This is a genomic window from Pseudomonas sp. ADAK2 TE3594 (genome assembly GCF_053628675.1).
Window position 1 is genome coordinate 5,957,122 of record NZ_JBRJGV010000001.1, and the last position, 19,332, is coordinate 5,976,453.

General features: G+C 60.4%; 14 protein-coding genes and 2 pseudogenes. 4 read left to right on the forward strand and 12 right to left on the reverse strand.

Features of this window, described 5'->3' with window-relative positions; all coding sequences use genetic code 11:
* Positions 1-5 precede the first annotated feature (5 nt).
* Positions 6-1,445 (forward strand): cardiolipin synthase, encoded by a 1,440-nt coding sequence (gene cls / locus AB7M22_RS26850; RefSeq protein ID WP_454188294.1) that lies wholly within the window; start codon positions 6-8, stop codon positions 1,443-1,445.
* On the opposite strand, the gene cfaB is transcribed toward cls, so the two are convergent.
* From cfaB to hflK (AB7M22_RS26875), 5 genes are all read right to left on the reverse strand, one after another.
* Positions 1,442-2,629: a C17 cyclopropane fatty acid synthase CfaB gene (gene cfaB, locus AB7M22_RS26855; protein WP_454188295.1), complete on the reverse strand. Its 1,188-nt coding sequence runs from the start codon at positions 2,627-2,629 to the stop codon at positions 1,442-1,444. The two genes, cls and cfaB, sit on opposite strands and share 4 nt — an antisense overlap.
* Positions 2,630-2,828: 199 nt before the next feature.
* On the reverse strand, positions 2,829-4,739 hold the full coding sequence (locus AB7M22_RS26860; protein ID WP_454188296.1) for a cation-translocating P-type ATPase: 1,911 nt from the start codon (positions 4,737-4,739) through the stop codon (positions 2,829-2,831).
* Positions 4,736-5,794, reverse strand: a complete 1,059-nt coding sequence (hflK, locus tag AB7M22_RS26865; protein ID WP_454188297.1) for a protease modulator HflK — start codon at positions 5,792-5,794, stop codon at positions 4,736-4,738. Before hflK (AB7M22_RS26865) ends, AB7M22_RS26860 begins: the two co-directional genes overlap by 4 nt.
* Complete coding sequence (hflC, locus tag AB7M22_RS26870) at positions 5,791-6,858, reverse strand: protease modulator HflC (RefSeq protein ID WP_454188298.1); 1,068 nt, start codon at positions 6,856-6,858, stop codon at positions 5,791-5,793. The genes hflK (AB7M22_RS26865) and hflC overlap by 4 nt, the downstream gene beginning before the upstream one ends.
* Entirely contained in the window at positions 6,855-8,819 is a 1,965-nt protein-coding gene (gene hflK / locus AB7M22_RS26875; protein ID WP_454188863.1) for a protease modulator HflK, read from the reverse strand. Before hflK (AB7M22_RS26875) ends, hflC begins: the two co-directional genes overlap by 4 nt.
* 207 nt (positions 8,820-9,026) lie before the next feature.
* Between hflK (AB7M22_RS26875) and lpdA the strand changes: the two genes are divergently transcribed.
* On the forward strand, positions 9,027-10,427 hold the full coding sequence (gene lpdA, locus AB7M22_RS26880; protein WP_454188299.1) for a dihydrolipoyl dehydrogenase: 1,401 nt from the start codon (positions 9,027-9,029) through the stop codon (positions 10,425-10,427).
* 116 nt (positions 10,428-10,543) lie between these two features.
* On the opposite strand, the gene AB7M22_RS26885 is transcribed toward lpdA, so the two are convergent.
* Positions 10,544-11,017 (reverse strand): Lrp/AsnC family transcriptional regulator, encoded by a 474-nt coding sequence (locus tag AB7M22_RS26885; protein WP_454188300.1) that lies wholly within the window; start codon positions 11,015-11,017, stop codon positions 10,544-10,546.
* 145 nt (positions 11,018-11,162) lie between these two features.
* Here AB7M22_RS26885 and AB7M22_RS26890 point away from each other — a divergent pair, with 145 nt between their 5' ends.
* Positions 11,163-11,792 carry a LysE family translocator gene (locus AB7M22_RS26890; RefSeq protein ID WP_454188301.1) on the forward strand — a complete coding sequence of 210 codons (630 nt, stop codon included), beginning with the start codon at positions 11,163-11,165 and terminating at the stop codon, positions 11,790-11,792.
* Between the two features lie 3 nt (positions 11,793-11,795).
* On the opposite strand, the gene AB7M22_RS26895 is transcribed toward AB7M22_RS26890, so the two are convergent.
* The 6 genes and pseudogenes from AB7M22_RS26895 to AB7M22_RS26920 form a co-directional block, all read right to left on the reverse strand.
* On the reverse strand, positions 11,796-13,928 hold the full coding sequence (locus AB7M22_RS26895; protein WP_454188302.1) for a hypothetical protein: 2,133 nt from the start codon (positions 13,926-13,928) through the stop codon (positions 11,796-11,798).
* Positions 13,915-15,111, reverse strand: coding sequence for a DUF3142 domain-containing protein (locus tag AB7M22_RS26900; protein WP_454188303.1), 1,197 nt, complete (start codon positions 15,109-15,111; stop codon positions 13,915-13,917). Before AB7M22_RS26900 ends, AB7M22_RS26895 begins: the two co-directional genes overlap by 14 nt.
* Positions 15,112-15,318: 207 nt before the next feature.
* Positions 15,319-15,435: pseudogene (locus AB7M22_RS26905) on the reverse strand (DUF6124 family protein); the annotation flags it as partial.
* 418 nt (positions 15,436-15,853) lie between these two features.
* A pseudogene (locus AB7M22_RS26910) lies at positions 15,854-16,807 on the reverse strand (pyridoxamine 5'-phosphate oxidase family protein); the annotation flags it as partial.
* 63 nt (positions 16,808-16,870) lie between these two features.
* The gene (locus AB7M22_RS26915) at positions 16,871-17,497 is read right to left on the reverse strand and encodes a glutathione S-transferase family protein (protein ID WP_454188304.1); all 627 of its coding nucleotides are present in this window, start codon (positions 17,495-17,497) and stop codon (positions 16,871-16,873) included.
* Between the two features lie 131 nt (positions 17,498-17,628).
* Positions 17,629-18,531: a LysR family transcriptional regulator gene (locus AB7M22_RS26920; RefSeq protein WP_454188305.1), complete on the reverse strand. Its 903-nt coding sequence runs from the start codon at positions 18,529-18,531 to the stop codon at positions 17,629-17,631.
* A gap of 159 nt (positions 18,532-18,690) precedes the next feature.
* On the opposite strand from AB7M22_RS26920, the gene AB7M22_RS26925 reads away from it, so the two are divergent.
* Positions 18,691-19,314, forward strand: coding sequence for a CDP-alcohol phosphatidyltransferase family protein (locus tag AB7M22_RS26925; RefSeq protein ID WP_007896586.1), 624 nt, complete (start codon positions 18,691-18,693; stop codon positions 19,312-19,314).
* Positions 19,315-19,332: the final 18 nt, after the last annotated feature.

A 19,332-nucleotide genomic window follows, 5' to 3' on the forward strand; every position in this document is an offset into this window, starting at 1 on the left:
GCCCCATGGATTATTTTGGACCGCATGTTTTCGGTTATCTGATCGCAATGCTGCACACGCTGGGTTCGATTGCCGCCATCCATGCCGTATTGACCGTTCGGACCGCTCAGGGCTCGATCGCCTGGGCTCTGTCACTGCTGTTCATTCCCTACCTCACGCTTATCCCTTATCTGGTCTTCGGCCGCAGCACCTTCGATGGCTATATCAAGGCCCGGCGGCAAGCCAACGAGGAAATGCGCAAGGCCATCTCCGAGCTGAACTGGCGCCCCTGGGTAGAAGAGGCACTGGCTGCTCGTGCCTCCAGCGCCTACGCGTCTTTGAGGGCCATGCCGAAACTGGGACGCATGCCGTGCCTGGCAAATAACGAAGTGCGCTTGCTGATCGATGGCCAAGCCACCTTCGATGCGATTTTCGACGCCATCAGCAACGCCCGGCAAGCGGTGCTGATCCAGTTTTTCATCATCCACGATGACCGCCTCGGCCAACGCCTGCACACCTTGCTGACCAAGAAAGCTGCAGAGGGCGTGGCGATTTACTTGCTCTACGACCGCATCGGCAGCCACTCCCTGCCCCACAGTTACGTGCAACCGTTGCGCGATGCCGGTATCGAGGTCAAAGCCTTCGCTACCCGCAGCGGCTGGCTCAACCGCTTTCAGGTCAATTTTCGTAACCACCGCAAGATCGTCGTGGTCGACGGGATTGTCGGTTTTGTCGGCGGGCTCAACGTCGGCGACGAATACATGGGCGAGAAACCACCCCTGGCACCCTGGCGCGACACCCACGTGCAAGTGCGCGGGCCGGTGGTGGCCTGCATGCAGGAATCCTTTGCCGAAGACTGGTTCTGGGCGGCCCGTTCGTTACCGCCGCTGATCCTGCCGGAGGTTTATCCGGACGACGGCGTGCTCTGCCAATTGCTGGCCAGCGGCCCGGCGGATTCCTACGAAACCTGTTCGCTGTTCTTCGTCGAAGCCATCCATGCGGCGACGGAACGGGTATGGATCACCAGCCCTTACTTCATCCCCGACGAAGCGGTATTCGCCGCGTTGCGACTGGCGGTGTTGCGCGGTGTGGATGTACGGATTTTGTTGCCGTCGCGGCCCGATCACCGGATCGTCTACGCCGCTTCCAGCCTTTATGCCTTCGAAGCAGTACGCGCCGGGGTGCGCGTGTTCCGTTACCAGCCGGGGTTCATGCATCAGAAAGTAGTGCTGATCGACAGCGAAATCAGCGCCATTGGCAGCGCCAACATGGACAACCGTTCGTTCCGGCTGAATTTCGAAGTGATGTTACTGACGGTCGACAGCGTATTTGCCGCCGAAGTGGAACAGATGCTCAACGATGACTTCGCCCAGGCTCACGAGATCGCCAAAGAAGAAGGCCGGGAGACCCGCCGCCTGCAACAGGTCGGCATGCGGATCGCCCGGCTTATTTCACCGATTCTTTAAGGGTTGTAAATGTCGTCGCGGGTCCATGGCAGTTCATGGCTGCCATCGGGATGGGCTTTCACCGCGAGGATTTGATGCAGGTTGATCCAGCCTCTGGCGAAGGCATAGGCGCATCCCGCCAGGTACAACCGCCAGATCCGTAAAGCCTGTTCTGGCACCAGTTTGCCGGCAGCTTCCAGATTGTCCTCCAGGCGTTCGCTCCAGTGGTCCAGGGTCCGCGCGTAATGCAGGCGCAGGCTCTCGACATCGACGATCTCCAACCCCGCGTCACTGATCTCGGCCGAGATCATCGACAGGTGCGGCAGCTCGCCGTTGGGGAACACGTACTTCTCGATGAACTCACCGGCACCGCGCCCGACCGGACGACCGTCGATGTGTTTGGCGGTGATCCCGTGGTTCATCACCAAGCCACCCTCTTTCACCGCGCCGAACAAGGTTTTGCAGTACTCGGCAAGATTCGCATGGCCAACGTGTTCGAACATGCCGACACTGACCACCTTGTCGAAGCGTCCGTCCTGAGGCAAATCGCGGTAGTCGAGCAGTTGCAGTTCGATCTGATCCTCCAGGCCTTCGGCTTTCACCCGTTCGCGAGCCAGTTCCAATTGCTCCTTACTGAGCGTGATCCCGAACACCTTCGCGCCGAACTCACGAGCCGCATACCGCGCCAACCCGCCCCACCCGCAACCGACATCCAGCAGATACTCGCCTGGTTGCAACCGCAGCTTGCGGCACAGGTGACGAAACTTGGCTTGTTGAGCTTGTTCGAGGGTTTCACTGCCGGTTTCGAAATAGGCGCAGGAATACGCCATGTCGCTGTCGAGCCACAGTTGGTAAAACGCGTTGGAAAGGTCGTAATGGTAGGAGATGGCTTTGGCATCGGTTTCCTTGTCGTGAACCGAGCGCACCGGTTGCTCATCTTCGTCTTCGTTGATCAGCGCCTGACTCCATTCATCGCAGACACGAATCACGTCGCTGATGGAGCCTTCCAGCTCTAGCTTGCCTTCGACAAACGCCGCCCCCAACGCATCGAGGCTGGGATGGGTGAACTGGGTAACCATGTGGGGGTCCTTGACCACAATGGTGACGCTGGGCGTCGGCCCCAGATCGAACTCATGGCCGTCCCAGAGTCGCAATCGAAGCGGTAATTGCAGGTTCTGTAAGGCCGGTGGAAGTTGCGCGAGCATGAAAAGTCCCCCTTGTTTCAGACGTCAAATCTGAGGGTAGACCATCCTTGAAAAATAGCAGACTATCGAATTAATAGCCTTTTTCTATTCCCGGTGTTGCCTGCAACACTGAAACCATCCAACGGGCGATCGTTGAAAATGATCGCCTTACCCTAGATGACTACAAATCCGGCACACAGTTCTGAAAAGTTGTAGACGCTCACACCTCATCCTTAAGCTTGAGTAGGGGTTCCTGAAAGCGTAGCAAACGTCCGGCATTACCGAGCACTAATAACGTGCTCAAGTTGTGCAACAGCGCGGCAATCATCGCCCCTGCCGCGCCGAGCCAGCCGAATGCGGCGAACGCGACGATGGCCAAGGTCCAGCCCAACCCGATAATCACGTTGACCTGCAAGGTCTGCCGACATTGGCGACTCAAGCGCACACAGGTTCCGAGCCGGCGCAGGTCGCTGCCGATCAGTACGATATCGGCCGAAGCCAACGCGATGTCCGCACCGCCTGCGCCCATGGCCACACCGACCACACCGGCCTTGAGCGCCAGGGAATCGTTGATACCGTCTCCCACCACCATTGGCCGGAAACCGCTGCCAATTTCTTTCAGTACACGATTGAGTTTGTCCTCGGGCAAGGCCTGGGCTTCGACATCACTGATGCCCACATCCCGGGCCAGCGTGTGCGCAACACTCTGCCGATCCCCGGTGAGCAACAACTGACGACCCAAACCCAGTTCACGCAATTCGCTCAGGGCAAACCGCGCCTCGGGTTTGACACTGTCAGCGAGCAACAGCCAGGCGAGAAATTCACCGTTGAGTGCCAGCCCGGCAATCGGGCCGTCGTGTTCGGGCACAGCTGATGTGGCGATGCCCAATTGTGCGAACAGCTCCGGACGACCGAGGGCCGCTTCGCCCTGCTCGGTCATCGCCACGACACCCAGCCCCTGACGCTCATGAATGTCAGAGAGCAGCAGAAAGTGTTCCTGAGTGACCAGCCCGGCCAAGGCGCGGCTGACCGGGTGACTGCTGGCGGAACCGAGGCTGGCGGCGAGTTTCAGTACGTGACTGCGATCTTCCAGCGGACTGTCGATGGATTGCAGGCGCAAGGTGCCGAACGTCAGGGTTCCGGTCTTGTCGACCACCAACGACGTCAGGTCAGCCAACTCTTCAAGGAACGCCGAGCTGCGAATCAGAATCCCGTGCCGAGCCGCCACCGCCACCCCGGCAATGGCCGTGGCCGGTGCCGACAACACCAACGCGCAAGGGCAAGCCGCGACCAACACTGCGAGCATCGCTTGGGCATCATTGGTAACGAACCAGGTCACAGCCGCCAGCAACAACACCAACACCATGTAGCTGCCGGCATAGCGTTCGAGCAAACGGGTGATCGGCGGCTTGGAACGTTCGGCGCTTTGCATCAGCGCGATGACTTTACCCAGCGTCGATTCGTTACCGGTGCGGGTCACTTCAATGCGCAGCAGGCCATCGAGATTGATCGCCCCGCCGAACACCGCCATGCCCACGCCGGCTTCTATTGGCACCGACTCACCGGTGATCGAGGCGGTGTCGAGGCTTGCCTGACCGGACAACACCCGGCCATCCGCCGGCACGCGATCACCGGCACGCACCTCCACAAGGTCACCGGCCTTGAGGGTGCCGTTGTCGACTTCAACGACGGAACCGTCAGCCTGAATCTTGCGCGCGTGGCTGCGAGTCAGTTTGCCGAGGGCATGAATCGCTTCCTGGGAACCGATTACGCTGCGCTCTTCCAGCACGTGGCCGAAGATCATGATGATCGGCAGCAACGCCGCCGTGAGCAGATCGCCTGTGGCCCAGGCGCCGAGCATGGCCAGGGCGATCAGTTGATCGGTGATCCCGTGCAGGCTCGGATAACGCAGGCTGTACCACGCCGAACGCATGACCGGCACGGCTACCAGCAAGGAAGCAAAACCCAATAGCAATTGGCTTACACCGGTCTGCTCCGGCGACAACCAGCGCCAGATCAGCCCCAGCGCAAGCAACCCAAGCGCAAGCATGGCCAGGGTCAACTGGCGCGCGGCGCTGCGTTGTTCAGCCGAGGACAACATGCTCGGCGCGTCGGCGGTTTGGGCGGTCATTGCGCAGCTCCCTGAATGATCAGGCGGGAATCGTCTTTCGGATCAACCGTAGTTACCGAGCCGGCCTGCCCGAGAATCTTCGGCATCCGTTCACGGTAAATACGCAGCAGCATTTGCGGGTCGGTGCCCTGCTGTTGCGCCTTGGCCAAACTCAGCACCGTGGCGGTGTCGGCGGAGGCTTTTGCCAGGCGCTCGCTGGCTTGGGCGTGAGCCACTTGCAGCGTGCGGTCGGCTTGTTCGTTGGCGCTCTGAGTCAGCTTCTCGGCTTCAGTGCGCGCGTTGGCCACGGCTTTGTCGGCCTGCTGGCTGGCGGTTAACACCGCGTTGAACGCGTTCACCGCCGGGCCGGGCAGACTCGATTGCACATCGACCCGCGCCACTTCAATGCCCAACCCCTGCCCGGTCGCGGTCAGTTCGGCCAAGCGCTGATTGATGCCCCGCACCAGATCACCGCGTAGACGTTCGCGACGTTCGGCGGCCTGATTGTCGGCGCCGATCAGTTCCGGTCGAGCTACCAGAATGGTGTCCAGGTCTCGCGCAGCGGTGAGCGCCACAGCACTGCGCGTCACCAGCCGGTCCAGTGCCGGCAGCACATGTTCACCTTGGAGAACGAAGGCATAGGGTTCGGTGACTTTGTAGAACACCCGCACATCCAGTTGCACCACGCCCGCATCACCGGTCAACAAGTAACCAGAGCCGGCAAGCGCATCGCTGATCGGCGTGGCGAAACTCGCGACTCGATCCGCCTGCAATGCAGCATCGGTGCGCAGCATATTTTCCACCCGACGTTCGATCACCCGATCCGCTGCCGGCAACAAGATCACCTGCTGAAACGGGCGTGGCCATGCCAACAGCAAACCGGCATTTTGAATGCGATCCAGTGCGCCGAAGTGCAGCACCACGGCACGATTTTGCGGGTCGATTTGCCGCACATTGGAGAATGCCCATGCCAAAGCAGCCAGCACAGTCACGGCGTACAGAGCCAAAAAAGCCAAGCGCCCGGCCTGAATCCAGGGGCTGCTTAACTCATGTGTTCCACGTGGAACTAAACTCATGGCTGCGACCCGGGCTTGTTATCGAGTGTCGGCGGACCGTCAACCAACACGCGGAACGGCGCCGCATCGGTACGCAAAATCAGTTTGGTACCCGGCGTGACGATGGTGCCCAAGGTGTCGAGAGAGCGCAGCAAGTTGTAGAGCTGCGGCGAACCGGCGTAGGCACGACCGTAAATTTGCGCGGCTTCGACGCGGGATTGGGCTTCGATGTCCGCGGCTTTCACTGTCGCATCAGCTTGCACGATTCGCGCATCACGCTCGGCCGCCGAGCGAATTTGCGCAGCTTCACGCTTGCCGATGGCCGTGCGTTCAGTGGCGATTGTTTCACGCTCGGCGCGCATACGATCGACGGTGGCGGTCAACGTCACCGACGGCAACGTCAGACGTTCGATACCCACTTGCAGCACTCGCACGCCATAGGTGGTGAGCAACTGCTGATCGATCTGCTGACGCAGTTGCGCTTCAAAATCGGCGATGCGCACCTGGTTGGCGTCGGTGTTCACCAGGTTGGCCAGATCGAAACTGCTGGCGGTGGTTTCCAGCGCCGAGCCGACAAAGGTGCGGATCTGCCGCGCGGCTTCGTCCGGCTGGTTCTGTACGGCGCGCATAAAACGTTGCACGTTGTCTGGATCACCCTGCACCTGCCAGGCCACGTAGGCTTGCACGATGATGCGCAAACCATCGCGCGTGCCCACATCCTGCAAACCGCTGGAGGTGGTACGCAGCCGCAGATCCACCGGGATCGCCGCCTCGAACGGTGCCGGCCAGCGCCAGCCAAGACCCGGTTCCAGCAATACTCGCGATGGATTGCCAAAGCGAGTGATGACGGTGGCCTCTCCCGAACGCACTTGCACCAGGCTCGCCGCCGCGATGGCAAACGCCACCAGCAGCGCCGCCCAACCCATTCGCCGCCACGGGAAAGGACCCGCTTCGTGTGGTTCACCGTGGTGATGATGGTGATGGCCGTGGTGATGCCCGCCATGGCCGTGATCGTGGCCAGCGTGATCATCGTGATCATCGTGATCATCGTGATCGCGATTGTGTGTAGGCGTCGGCTGGCTCAATGGATGGCTCCTGGCTGAACGGTATTACGCGGCGGCGCAGCGTCAGCCGGCAGCGTGAATGTACGTAGGTCGATGGTCGGCGCATTGCTGCTGCCGCCCAGACGATGATCGAGAACCAGCAGCTTGGCGTTGGCCAAACCTTGGGTCAGTTGACTGAGGTATTGCTCCAGCACAAAGGCCTGGCCGGCGCTGGAATAAGCCTTTCGCTCGGCAGCAAATTTCAGGTCGGCGGCCTGAGCGGTCGAGTTGATTTCATGAGCACTGGCCGTGGCTTGATCGTGAGCGATGCTGGCTTGCAATTGCGCCTGGTTGGTCGCCTCCGCCGCGGCACCGCGCTCGCGGGAGATCAACGCCTGAGCAGCAATCTGCGCCGCTTGCACGCCGTGATAAGCGTTGGCCGCCCCCGCTGGCGGGTGGATGGCCTCGACCACCGTGGCGAGAATTTCCACGCCGCTATCGAGTTTTTGCAGATCAACCTGCACGGCGCGACCGATCTCTTCGGCCAGCCCTGCCCTGTCCTCGCCGAGCAAACCATCGAGGGTTCGTGAGGCAAAATCATGAACCAGAATCCGGCTGGCGGTGCTGCGGATTAGCGTTGGCACATCGGCGCTGTTGTACGTTGCTGCCAGCGCCGCCTGATCGCTCAGGCCGATGCGATAGACGAAGCGCACGTCCATATTGACGATCTGGAAGCTCTGTTTGTCAGCGCGGCTGCTGGCGATGACCTGGGATTTATCATTCACATGGCTGGCGTCCCACAATCGATTGGCAATCGCCGGTGCCGGACCTTCGGCCGGTTCGGCCGCGACTGGGGCCGACGTTTCACCCACGCTGGTGGCCAACTCATGGACCACGCCGTTTTCGACACTCAGCACGCGGCCCAACGGCCACGGCAAACCGGCGTGCAAACCAGGGCCGAACACTTCCACCGGTTTGCCGAAACGCTCGTAGATGCCTCGCCCTTGCAGTGGTATTTCGTGAATACCGGTGAGCGACCAACCCACGATGACCACCACTGCCAGCACCGGCAAAAACGCCCGGCGCATGTAGGTGAAAGCCCAGATTTGTCGCAGGTCGATACCGAAGCGGTTGTGCAACTCGTGCTGCAATGCGAGCAAAGGTTGCGGCGGCCAACGCAGCATGTCGGCGACAAAGCTTCGCGCCAGCAACGCCGGTTCCAGCTGCTCACGACGAGGACTGAACAGCGACAACACGGCCCGCAGCAGCAATTCGACGGCGACCAGTCCCGGCAGCAAGCCGATCAGCACCGCCAGACGCACCGGCCAGACCGATGTTTCACTGCCGAACAACAAACACAGGGCGCTGAGCACCAGGCAAATAATCGCGACCCGCGTCAGCTGCGCCAACGGTCCTGCTTCGGGCCACTGGGCGATGTTTTCCTGCGCCAGTTGCCGCTCCAGCACCAGCAAACCGAAAGCCAGCAGCAACGACAGCGCGGCGCCGACACTGGCCGACACCCCCAACGCAGCGGGCGGCAAGGTAAGGTTCCAGACTTGCTCGATGCTGTACAACGTCAACAACGCCCAGCCACCCAACCATAGCGTCGGTTTACCGATCTGCCCCAGCAAGCGCAACCAACGCTGACTGATCCGGTCCAGCAAACGCTCATACCAGCCTTCGGCGACAACGACTTCCTCAGCGACAACCACCGGCACCAACACGGCCGGATTCATCGCCCGCGCGCGCCACTGCGTTACCCACCAGGCCGATTGCAGGCCAGCGACCAGCACCAGCAAACCAGCGCTCTGATTGACCAGCAACGCAGGCCAGAGCGATTGCGGCGCAAACAGCCCGACAAAAAACGCCAGCACCAGCCCAATCGCCGTCAAGGCACCCAAACCGATCGCGAATTGCCGCAATCGACGTCCTTGAACGACCGCCTGCTGAAAGCGCGGCAGCCCTGCTATCTGTGCCCCATCGCCATCGAGATCGACTTGCATACCACCCCAGTCATTGCTCACTTCACCATTCGTTACGATATAACGAAAATCGTGAAATTTTCGTTCTAAATCGTTCTATCTAAAAGCGCTAAACCTGTCGCTAGGCTGAAGCCTTGACCGAAATGCTCCGAAACGCACATATTACGTTCGTAATTTTTGTTGAAGACTACTTTTATCGATCCCGTCCTTTCAATCCAGGAGTCCCACATGAGCACCTATGACGTCGTGATTCTGGGCGCAGGCCCCGGCGGCTATAACGCAGCGATCCGCGCTGGCCAGTTGGGTTTGAAAGCGGCATGCGTGGAAGGCCGCGCTACCCTCGGTGGAACCTGCCTGAACGTCGGCTGCATGCCGTCCAAGGCGCTGCTGCATGCCTCCGAACTCTATGACGCAGCCATGGGGGCGGAATTCGCCAACCTTGGGATTGAGGTCAAACCGGTGCTCAATCTGGCCCAGATGATGAAACAAAAGGATGAAAGCGTTACCGGGCTGACCAAGGGCATCGAGTTTCTGTTTCGCAAAAACAAGGTCGACTGGATCAAGGGCTGGGGACACATCGACGGGCCGGGCAGCGTCACGGTGACCGACAGCCAGGGTGGCAAGACCCAGCTGACGGCCAAGGACATCGTCATCGCCACCGGTTCCGAGCCCACTCCCCTGCCGGGTGTAGACATCGACAACAAACGTATTCTCGACTCCACCGGCGCACTGTCGCTGGCCGAAGTGCCGAAGCACTTGGTGGTGATCGGCGCCGGGGTGATCGGTCTGGAGTTGGGCTCGGTATGGCGGCGCTTGGGCGCCCAGGTGACGGTGGTCGAATTTCTCGACCGGATCTGCCCCGGTGTGGATGGCGAGGCAGGCAAGACCCTTCAGCGTTCATTGAGCAAACAAGGCATCAATTTCAAGTTGAGTTCGAAAGTTACCCGCGCCACCCCCTCGGCGGGCGGTGTTCAGCTCAGCGTCGAACCGGCTGCAGGTGGTACCGCCGAGTTGCTTGAAGCCGACTATGTGCTGGTGGCTATTGGTCGTCGTCCTTACACCCAAGGCCTGGGGCTGGAGAACGTCGGCCTCGCCACGGACAAACGCGGCCAGCTCGCCAACAAGGGCCATCGCACCGAAGCCGCAGGCGTCTGGGTGATCGGTGACGTCACCTCAGGACCGATGCTCGCCCACAAGGCCGAAGACGAAGCCATGGCCTGCATCGAGCAGATCGTCGGCAAGGCCGGCGAGGTCAATTACGACCTGATCCCCAACGTGATCTACACCAGACCGGAGCTGGCCAGCGTCGGCAAGACCGAAGAACAGCTGAAAGCCGAAGGTCGCGCCTATAAGGTCGGAAAATTCCCCTTCACCGCCAACAGCCGGGCGAAGATCAACCACGAGACTGAAGGCTTCGCCAAAGTATTGGCCGATGAGCGCACCGACGAAGTCCTCGGCGTGCACCTTGTGGGCCCGAGCGTCAGTGAAATGATTGGCGAATATTGCGTGGCCATGGAATTCAGTGCCTCGGCCGAAGACATCGCCCTGACTTGTCACCCACACCCGACCCGCTCCGAGGCATTGCGTCAGGCGGCAATGGATGTGGAGGGGATGGCGACGCAGATGTAGGGCCGATGATTTGGCGGTGACTGAACTGGCGCTTTCGCGAGCAAGCCCGCTTGTGTCTTGAGCAGGAATTAGACTGAGGGTGAGAGCGGGCTTGCTCGCGAATGGGCTGACTCGATCTAAAGTGGTAAATGCCCCAGCGGCAACGCCCCCGGGGTCTTCACCGTGTGAATCGCAAAGTTGCTGCGAATGTCGCTCACACCCGGCAATTTCAGCAGTCGCTCGGTGAGAAAACGGTCATAGGCGCGTAAATCCGGCACCACCACTTGCAGCAGAAAATCCGATTCCCCTGACACCAGAAACGCCGAAATCACCTCAGGTAATGCCGTCACGGCCAGGCGAAACGCTTCGGCCTGTTCATCGTTGTGTCGTTCGACTTTGACCCCGACAAACACCGTCAGCCCAAGGCCCACTTCATCTCGATCCAGATTGGCCTGATAGCCGCGAATCACTCCCGCTTCTTCCAGCATCCGTACCCGACGCAAACAAGGCGAGGCGGACAGGCCAATCTCGTCGGCCAATTGCACGTTGCTCAGGCGACCGTCCCGTTGCAGCGCCGCGAGAATCTTGCGGTCGTAGGCGTCCAGTTTCATGGTTTGGCAGATCCCGATGGTTCAATCATCACAAAATGGCAGGTTATGCCAAATATCGAAGCTTTAGAAGCTGACTACGCAACCACCTGCCCTGCTCTTCAGCCATAGACTGACCTCACCAAATCGACAACGAATGGGGTGCAACATGGCAGGACTCTGGCTGTTTTTCATGGCTCTGGCGGTGGTGTACTTGTTGCCCGGCCCGGACATGATTCTGCTGTTGCAGACCGGCGCGCGTCAGGGCAAAGGAGCGGCGCTGGCCACGGCGTTGGGGCTGGGCATAGCGCGTGGTTGTCATGTGGCCTTGGCTGCGTTGGGTTTGGCGGCGCTATTCAAGACGGCACCCTGGACCTTCGACGTGGTACGCCTGGTCGGGGCCGCGTACCTGCTGTGGATCGGCATTCAGTGCCTGCGCACCACGATGCTGCCGAGCTTGAACGGTACAGACGCAACGACCGAAAAACCGCATTGGCGCGAGGCGATCCAACGCGGTTTGCTGACCAACCTGCTCAACCCCAAGGCGCTGCTGTTCTGCTCGGTGCTGTTACCGCAGTTCATTGAGCCGCACGCCGGGCCGGTGCTCGCGCAATTTGCGACGCTGGGCGTGATGCTGGTCGGTGTGGGGTTGTTGTTCGACAGCGCCTACGCGCTGGCCGGCGCCGCTCTGGGCCGCTGGCTGCAACGCAGTCCATCGGCCCAGAGGGTGCAGCAGTGGTTGTTCGGCAGCCTGTTGATCGGATTTGCGGTACGGCTGACCTTTGTGCAGCAGGCTTGAGGGTTATTGCGCTCTACGACGGCGGCGACTGATCAATAACAGCGCCGCTGCCGTAATCGCTAACACACCGCCGATCTGCAATGGTTTTTTGTAGGGCCGCAGCACAGATCGCGCAGCATCGGTGACTTGAGTCACATAACGCTTATCAGCGCTCTGGAAGTCTGGATCCTGGCATTGATGACCGAAATCACCGGCCCAGATCACATACGGTCCCTCCTCTACATAACGGCGGTAGAACGCGCTTTGCTCTTGCAGGCTGGTACCCCACGTTGAAGCCTTGCACAGCACTGAAGCAAACGCCTGACTGGTATGGGGAAGGTGATCAGCGGCCTTACTCGCCAAGGCTGTGGCGATATAACGGTAATGGAAACGTTCATCCGGTTGCGCCACCGTGGCTTGCCGGCGCTGCACCTCACCCTCGGCTATCAGCGGCCCGACCTTGAGATCGGGAGCCTCCAGACTGTAATTACCGCCGAAGGTCGCGTAATCCGGGGACATTTCGTAGCCCAATAACTCCATCCCATCGTAGCGGGCCACTGTCGCGGCGTAGTAGTAAGCGAATGCCCGTTTGGTCGGCCACCATTTGGATTCAGCCTCCTCGCGCAGCTGCCCATACCACCTGGCTTTGGCCTGCAAATCTGAGTTATCAAAATACTCCGGCGCTTCGTCGTAACGCCCTTCGCGCAACAAACGCCGCCCGAGCAAATTGCGCAGGTTCGCGGCTACCGGCAACGGCACATAACTATCGCGATCCTGCTGGCTGAGTGGCGGCGGTGCGGGCACTTGAGTGTCGACGTACTGCTTGAGTTCATCGAGGGTCAGCACCCGCTCGGCAACGGTGGCCGCGTCGTACCAGTAAATGCTTTGGCTGCGATAGAGCTGGTCAAAGGCTTGCAGATAATCGCCGCGTTGCAGGGCCAGGATTGCGCTTTCGCCGTCGACCCGGCACTTGGGCTGCACCGTTTCGTAATCCCAGTCCGGGGTCCGTCGTTCACCCCAGGATTCATTTTGCGGGAAGGCCTGGGCTGCCTTGGCATAGGCCGCGGCGGCAGCGCCTTTGTCGCCATCACGCAACGCGAGTTTCGCCCGCAGCCACCAAGCGAGACCGCCGTCACCGGCCTGTTCGAGAAAGGCTTTGGCACTGGCGTAATCGCCCTGCTGATAGTTCATCGCTGCCAAGCGATCCGCATTATCCAGGCTGCCGCGAGTGCTGTTTTGCAGCAGCTTGATCAGTTTTTGTTCGTTCGGCGGTTGATCACCGAATGACCAGCCCAGTCGACTGATCAACGACGCCGTCACCAGTTGCTGCACCGCTTTGCCCTTGAGCAACACGGCCAGTTGATCGTCGGGCAGCGCAGCCAGATCGGCCATCAACAGCTTCAGCGAGGTGTAGCCCACCGCCGAACCGTGGAGGTTCTGCGTCGCATAAAATTCGATGGCGCTATCCCAATCACCAGCGGTGCGGGCCACCCGCGCTTCTTCGCCGAGGCTGGCAACACCCAGCTCCAACGGGTCGCTGAAGCCGTCGATACTCAATTGACGAGTCTGCTCGAACGCTTTGCGCGACTGAGCCAACAGGTCCGGGCCGGCATCCGCCTCTGAACTCATGGCAAACAGTGCTCGCCCCAACGAGTACGCTGCCCATGTACTGCGCAACGCGCGTTGGTCCGCCGGCAGTGCCAGCACTTTCTGAAAATACTCGGTGGCCAAACCATGGTCACCGGCGTTGAACGCCACAGCGCCCGCCAGATAGAACATGTGCTCGGCCGGCAGGCTCGCGCCTTGCTCTTCAACCTGACGGGCATCGGTCAGGCTGCGCAGCTGTTGCACCAGCGCTTGCTGCTCTGGCGTCAGACCGGCCTGTTCGGCGGTGTTCCGCTGACCCGCGTAATCCGGCGCATCGCCGTAACCGTCCCCCGGAATGTTGGTGGCTGCGGTGACATTTTTCAGTCCCGCGATGGCATGCCCGAGGCGGTTGATCTCAACGTTGAAGTTGCCTTCCGGCAGTTCCGCCAGCGACTGGCCACGGTTGTCCAGCAGTCGCATGGGGAAGTCCGGCCCGCAGGCCAACGCCGAACCCAACGGCAGGCTGAGGCTCAGGCAAAGCACATGGCGGGGCCAGTTACGGGTGAACATTCGAACCTCCTTGATCAATAGTTGCGCAGCGTGCCCAACCGATGGCGCGCTGCCCGCCGGCGGGTATTCGACCCTCGCGCAGGCGGGTGAAGGTAAGCAGATCCGGGCGCTGTTGCAATGCATAACCGGCCAATGCATCGGCGCCATCGCAACCCTGCACCGCCAATGTCAGGCGTTCGGGCCAGGCGCTGTCGAGATTTCCTTGGTTGCTGACGCTGATGTCGTAGAGGCCGTCCTGCGTCGAGAGCTTCAGCCCCACGCGGCTGTCGAGCGTATCGCCATGCGCCACAGCGATTAGTGTCGTCAGGCTCCAGGCCCTGCGATCATTGGCCAGCGGCAGGCGAAACCAGATCAGCCCGGCCAGATGAGCCGGTGGATCGGCGCGCAACTCGGCGCCGAGTTTGCTCAGTTGCAGCGGATCCGCCAGTAACTCCCGGCGTTTGCCGCCCCGCTCGATGGGCACTTCACTTTCCACGACCGGCGCGCCACTGGCCCCTGGCAACAACGCCACGCCATAAGCCGGCAGCGCCAGATAAAATGGTTTCGAGGTGATACGGCTCCAGGCCTTGGCCCATTGCCGGGCCTGATCCGGGTCGAACAGCCCACGCCGTGGATCGCTCACCGCGTGCACCTGCAATACGCTGCTGTCGACCGTCGCCAGCAGCGCCGGCAATTCGGGACTGTCGAGCCAGGCCGGCAACGCGGTGATGCTCAGTGGCAAGGAGGCCGGCAGAACCGCGCGTAAATGCGTGAGAAATTCGCGGTAAGCCGGTAGCCGGGCGTTACCTGCATCGTGGTCGATTTCCACGCCGGAGAGGATCAGCCCCTGCCCTTGCCAATCGCTGAGCACCTGCAGGATTTGCGCCGTGACCTCGTCCTGATCCAGACCCTTGAGTTGGCCATCCAGACGAACCACCGCAATCAGCGGTCGACCGTCACGCTTGAGCAGCGCCGGATCGATCCGCGCCCGGCTCCAGCCGACCTGCGGAAACGCCTGCAAGGCCAGTACGCGCAAGGTCGAGAAATCGGCGCGGCTGTCGCGCAGCGCGGCGTCATGGGCCGGCGTCCATTGCCGTTGCCAGACATAGAGTTGCTGATCGAGCGGCGGCGCGTCCGGTCGCTCGCAACCGTTGAGCAACAGCAAAGCGACAAGCAAGGCCGATAGACGAGCGAGAAAATACATGAAACCCCTTGAGCGAATCCGATCCTTGACCCCAATTGCTGCAAAGGATACAGCGACTTCCGCTTCAGGCTTGCAGGAAATGATCACCTGATTTTTCGAGAAAAATCCCTGTAGGAGCGAGGCTTGCCCGCGAAGGCGGTGTATCAGCCAACATAAATGTTGAATGTCAGGCCGTCTTCGCGGGCAAGCCTCGCTCCTACAGGGGGATTAGCTGTGTGGCGCAGGTTTTGGTATGGCAACGTTATCCAGCATCCGGTTCACCGCCAGTTCAGCCAGCATGACGATCTGTTGAATCGCCATCGCCGTGTGCCGGTGCGGCCCTTTGAACATGGTGAAACTCCATTCGAGGACTGGAGTTCGCCAACACTGCGACCAAGCAGAAGGGTGGCGAACCGTACGCGGGTTGGTCGACCAGGGAATGGAACCCGGCAGGGCCTAAGCCCTCCCACGCACAGCTCGCCATGAAGCAAGCACAAAAGTGCGCCAACCAAACCCGATCACTGAATTTGCAGCCCCCCCCAAAGCCTATCCACCCCATTTCCGACCGACAACCGTCAAAACTTGTCGGAAACATTCCCAAAAATCACTCGGTCTGTAGGACGACAACGATCAAAAATGGGAGCGAGCCTGCTCGCGATGGCGGCGTGTCAGGCGACCTCAATGTTGAATGTGAGAAAGCCTTCGCGGGCAAGCCTCGCTCCTACAGTGGATTTTCTGTGTTTCCCACATGGGTTACAGGTCCGGCTTGGGCTTGCAGGCGCGCATTCGCCTGCGCCCAGGTGCCAGTCAGCAAACTTTTGGGTGACACGCCGTCAAAGCGCCAACGCAAGGCCAGCGCCGCGGGCCGACGCACCACGCGCTCCACCTCGAATGTCCACAGCCGCTCGGCCCCTTGAAAGGCTTCGACCTGAGGGCCTTCGAGGATGACTTGGGTGCGACCGCTGAGGTGCAGCAGGTCGCCCGTATCGAAATCGATGAACAGCAAACCGGCTCGAGGATTGATCAGCAGGTTGCCCAGGGTGTTGAAGAACAGGTTGCCGGCGAAGTCCGGGATGGTCAGGCGATTGCCCTCTACCTGGACGAAGCCCGCCTGGCCACCCCGGTGAGAAACGTCCACCGAGCGTTGGCCATCGACGTCCACATAGCTGGCGACAAAGAAGGTATCGGCGCCGGCGATCATGGCTTTGGCCGCGTCATCCAGACCATTGAGGTGCTGCGCAATACGCGTCGCCGGATCCGCCAATGGCACTGAGCGAAACTGGCGCAATTGAATGTATTGCGGGCAATTGCCGAAAGATTGCTCCACCTTCACCTCGAAGCCACTCGCCGTCACAGCGCCAACTCGACCATTGAGACGGTTGCGACGGCGGGTGTGCAGCTCGATACCGAGCAGACCGATTGCCGCTCCATCTTGCAATTGCGCTGGGTCGTCACTGCCAGGCAGGCTGCTGAACTGCAACAGCGTAGGCTCGGGAGACTTCGCAAAGCCCGGCGCTCCTTCAAGAATGCTGGCCCAAGGGTTGCCGTCAGCATCCACCGCGCCGTACAGCATGAACGGCAGTTGCTGATAGAACGCGCGGTGTTGATCCGGCATCTCGCTGCGAATCACCCTACGACCTAATGTGTCCATTTTCTCGGCGACACCCACGTGAGCCTGCAACTGTTTCTCGCCTGCGTGCCAAGGTGAACGTTCCATAACGGCTTCTCCCCTGCGCTCCTCGCGCAATGTGAGCGGCCCGACTGAATCGGGCCGTGAGCATCAGGCAGTTTTTTGCAAACCGGCGACGGTGCGCGGCATGCCGACAAACCCTGGCAAGGCTTCAATCCGCGCCAGCCAGGCGCGGATGTTGGTGTAGTCGTCCAGCGACACATTGCCTTCGGGTGCATGGGCGATGTAGCTGTACGCGGCGATGTCAGCGATGGTCGGCTCGCTACCGACCAGATATGTCGTTGCGTCCAGTTCCTGATCGATCACTTTGAGCCAGGTGTGGGCATAAGCGATCACCTCTTGCGCGTTGTAAGGCGCACCAAACACAGTGATCAGCCTTGCCCTGCCAGGGCCAAAGGCAATCGGCCCGGCGGCAACCGACAACCAGCGCTGAACCTTGGCCGCACCGACCGGATCGGTTGGCAGCCAGTGGCCGTTGCCGTATTTCAGCGCAAGGTAGACCAGGATCGCGTTGGAGTCGGCCAGCACCACGCCTTGATCATCAATCACCGGAACCTGACCAAACGGGTTGAGCGCAAGAAAATCCGCTTGCTTGTGCGCGCCTTTGGCCAAATCGACGAAGATCAGCTCGGTCGGCAGTTGCAGCAGCGACAGCATCAGCTCCACACGGTGAGCATGGCCAGAACGTGGGAAGTTGTAGAGTTTGATGGCTTGCATGGTCGGCTCCGCTGGGTGGTGGCGCCGTTCAGGAAAGATCAGCGCCGATAGGGGGCTATCTTCCATCCGCAACCAAAACAACAGAATAACCAGCAAACGCAATCCATTATTTCACCCAGTGCAATAACCCTTCATCCGTGCAGGGCGGGGTGTTCGCGCAGTACCTTCACCGCGAAGTCCACAAAACTACGGACCCGCACCGGAGCCTTACGCCCGCCCTGGTAGACCACATGAATGGGCAATGGCGGCAGTTCGAAGTCAGCCAGAACGATTTCCAGCTCACCGGCGGCGACCTTGCTCGCCACTTGATACGACAGCACTCGGGTCAGTCCCAGCCCCATGGCGGCGGCAGTGATAGCCGCCTGATTGGCGGTGACCACCAGACGCGGTTCCGGACGAACGCTGATCGGCTCTCCCGCGTCAAGAAACGGCCAGCTTCTGTGCTGGCCGATGGACGAGGTGGCGATGATCGGGGCTGCGCTCAAATCTGCAGGATGTCGAGGCCGACCATGGTTGGTCAGGAATCCAGGGGAAGCACAGATCACCCGCCGCACTTCGCCCACGCGAATTGCATGTTGATTGCTGTCAGGCAACTCACCGATGCGCACAGCCACATCGATGCCCTCCTCGACCATGCTCACCACCCGGTCGACCAGTAGAGCGTTGATGCTCACTTCAGGGAATTGAGTCAGGTAACCGACCATGACCGGCGTGACGAATAACTCACCGAACAATACCGGCGCCGTGATCGTCATTTGCCCACGGGGTTGGGCGTGGCTCCCGGCTGCCGAATCCTCCGCTTCCTGCACCTCGGTGAGAATTCTCCGACAATCCTCCAGATAACGCTGACCCGCCTCGCTCAAATGCACGCTGCGGGTGGTACGTGTCAGCAATTGGGTGCCAATGCGTTTCTCCAGCGCTGCCACGGCTCGGGTCACGCTGGCCGCCGACATCCCCAACCGCCGCGCCGCCGCCGAGAAGCCTTGTTCCTGGGCGACAGTGGCGAAGACTTGCATTTCCTGGAAGCGGTCCATGGATTAACTCCTGAGCACTGAAAAACGCGAGGCCGACAGTTCCCGATTGGACCTGGATATCGCTGGAAGAGGATGAGCCGTGCAGTTTTACTGGCATTCTGATTATTGTGACGTATAACCCTGAACGTTCACGCTTTCAATTGCTGAGACCGTATCCAGATGCCCTCCATCTACCAACTTAAACCTGCCTTCCAGAATCTGTTGCGACCGCTGGTTCAGCGATTGTTCGATAACGGCACCACCGCCAATCAAATCACCGTGCTGGCCGGCGTCATTTCGGTCGTGACGGGCGTCGCGATTGCCTGTTTCGCCAATCACCTGTGGGTATTTCTGCTGATTCCCGTGTGGATGATCCTGCGGATGGCGCTGAACGCCATCGACGGCATGCTGGCCCGGGAATTCGGCCAGCAGTCGCGCCTCGGCGCCTACCTGAATGAACTGTGCGATATCGTTGCCGACAGCGCGCTGATCCTGCCTTTTGCCCTGATTCCCGACGTGAGTGTGTTGATTGTGCTGTTGGTCACGCTGTTGGCATTGTTCAGCGAGTACAGTGGCGTCCTCGGGCCGATGATAGGCGCGTCGCGGCGTTATGACGGCCCGATGGGCAAGAGCGATCGCGCGTTTGTACTGGGCGTCTTGGCCACCGGCATTGCGATCGGCTGGATCAACGCGTTGTGGATTAACGTTGTGTTTGCGGTGGTCGCCGTCCTGCTGGCTTACACCTTGGTCAACCGGGTCCGTCTGGGCCTGAAAGAAGTGCAGGAAAACGCCCCCTCGGCATAAGGCCTCAGCGTAAGGCTC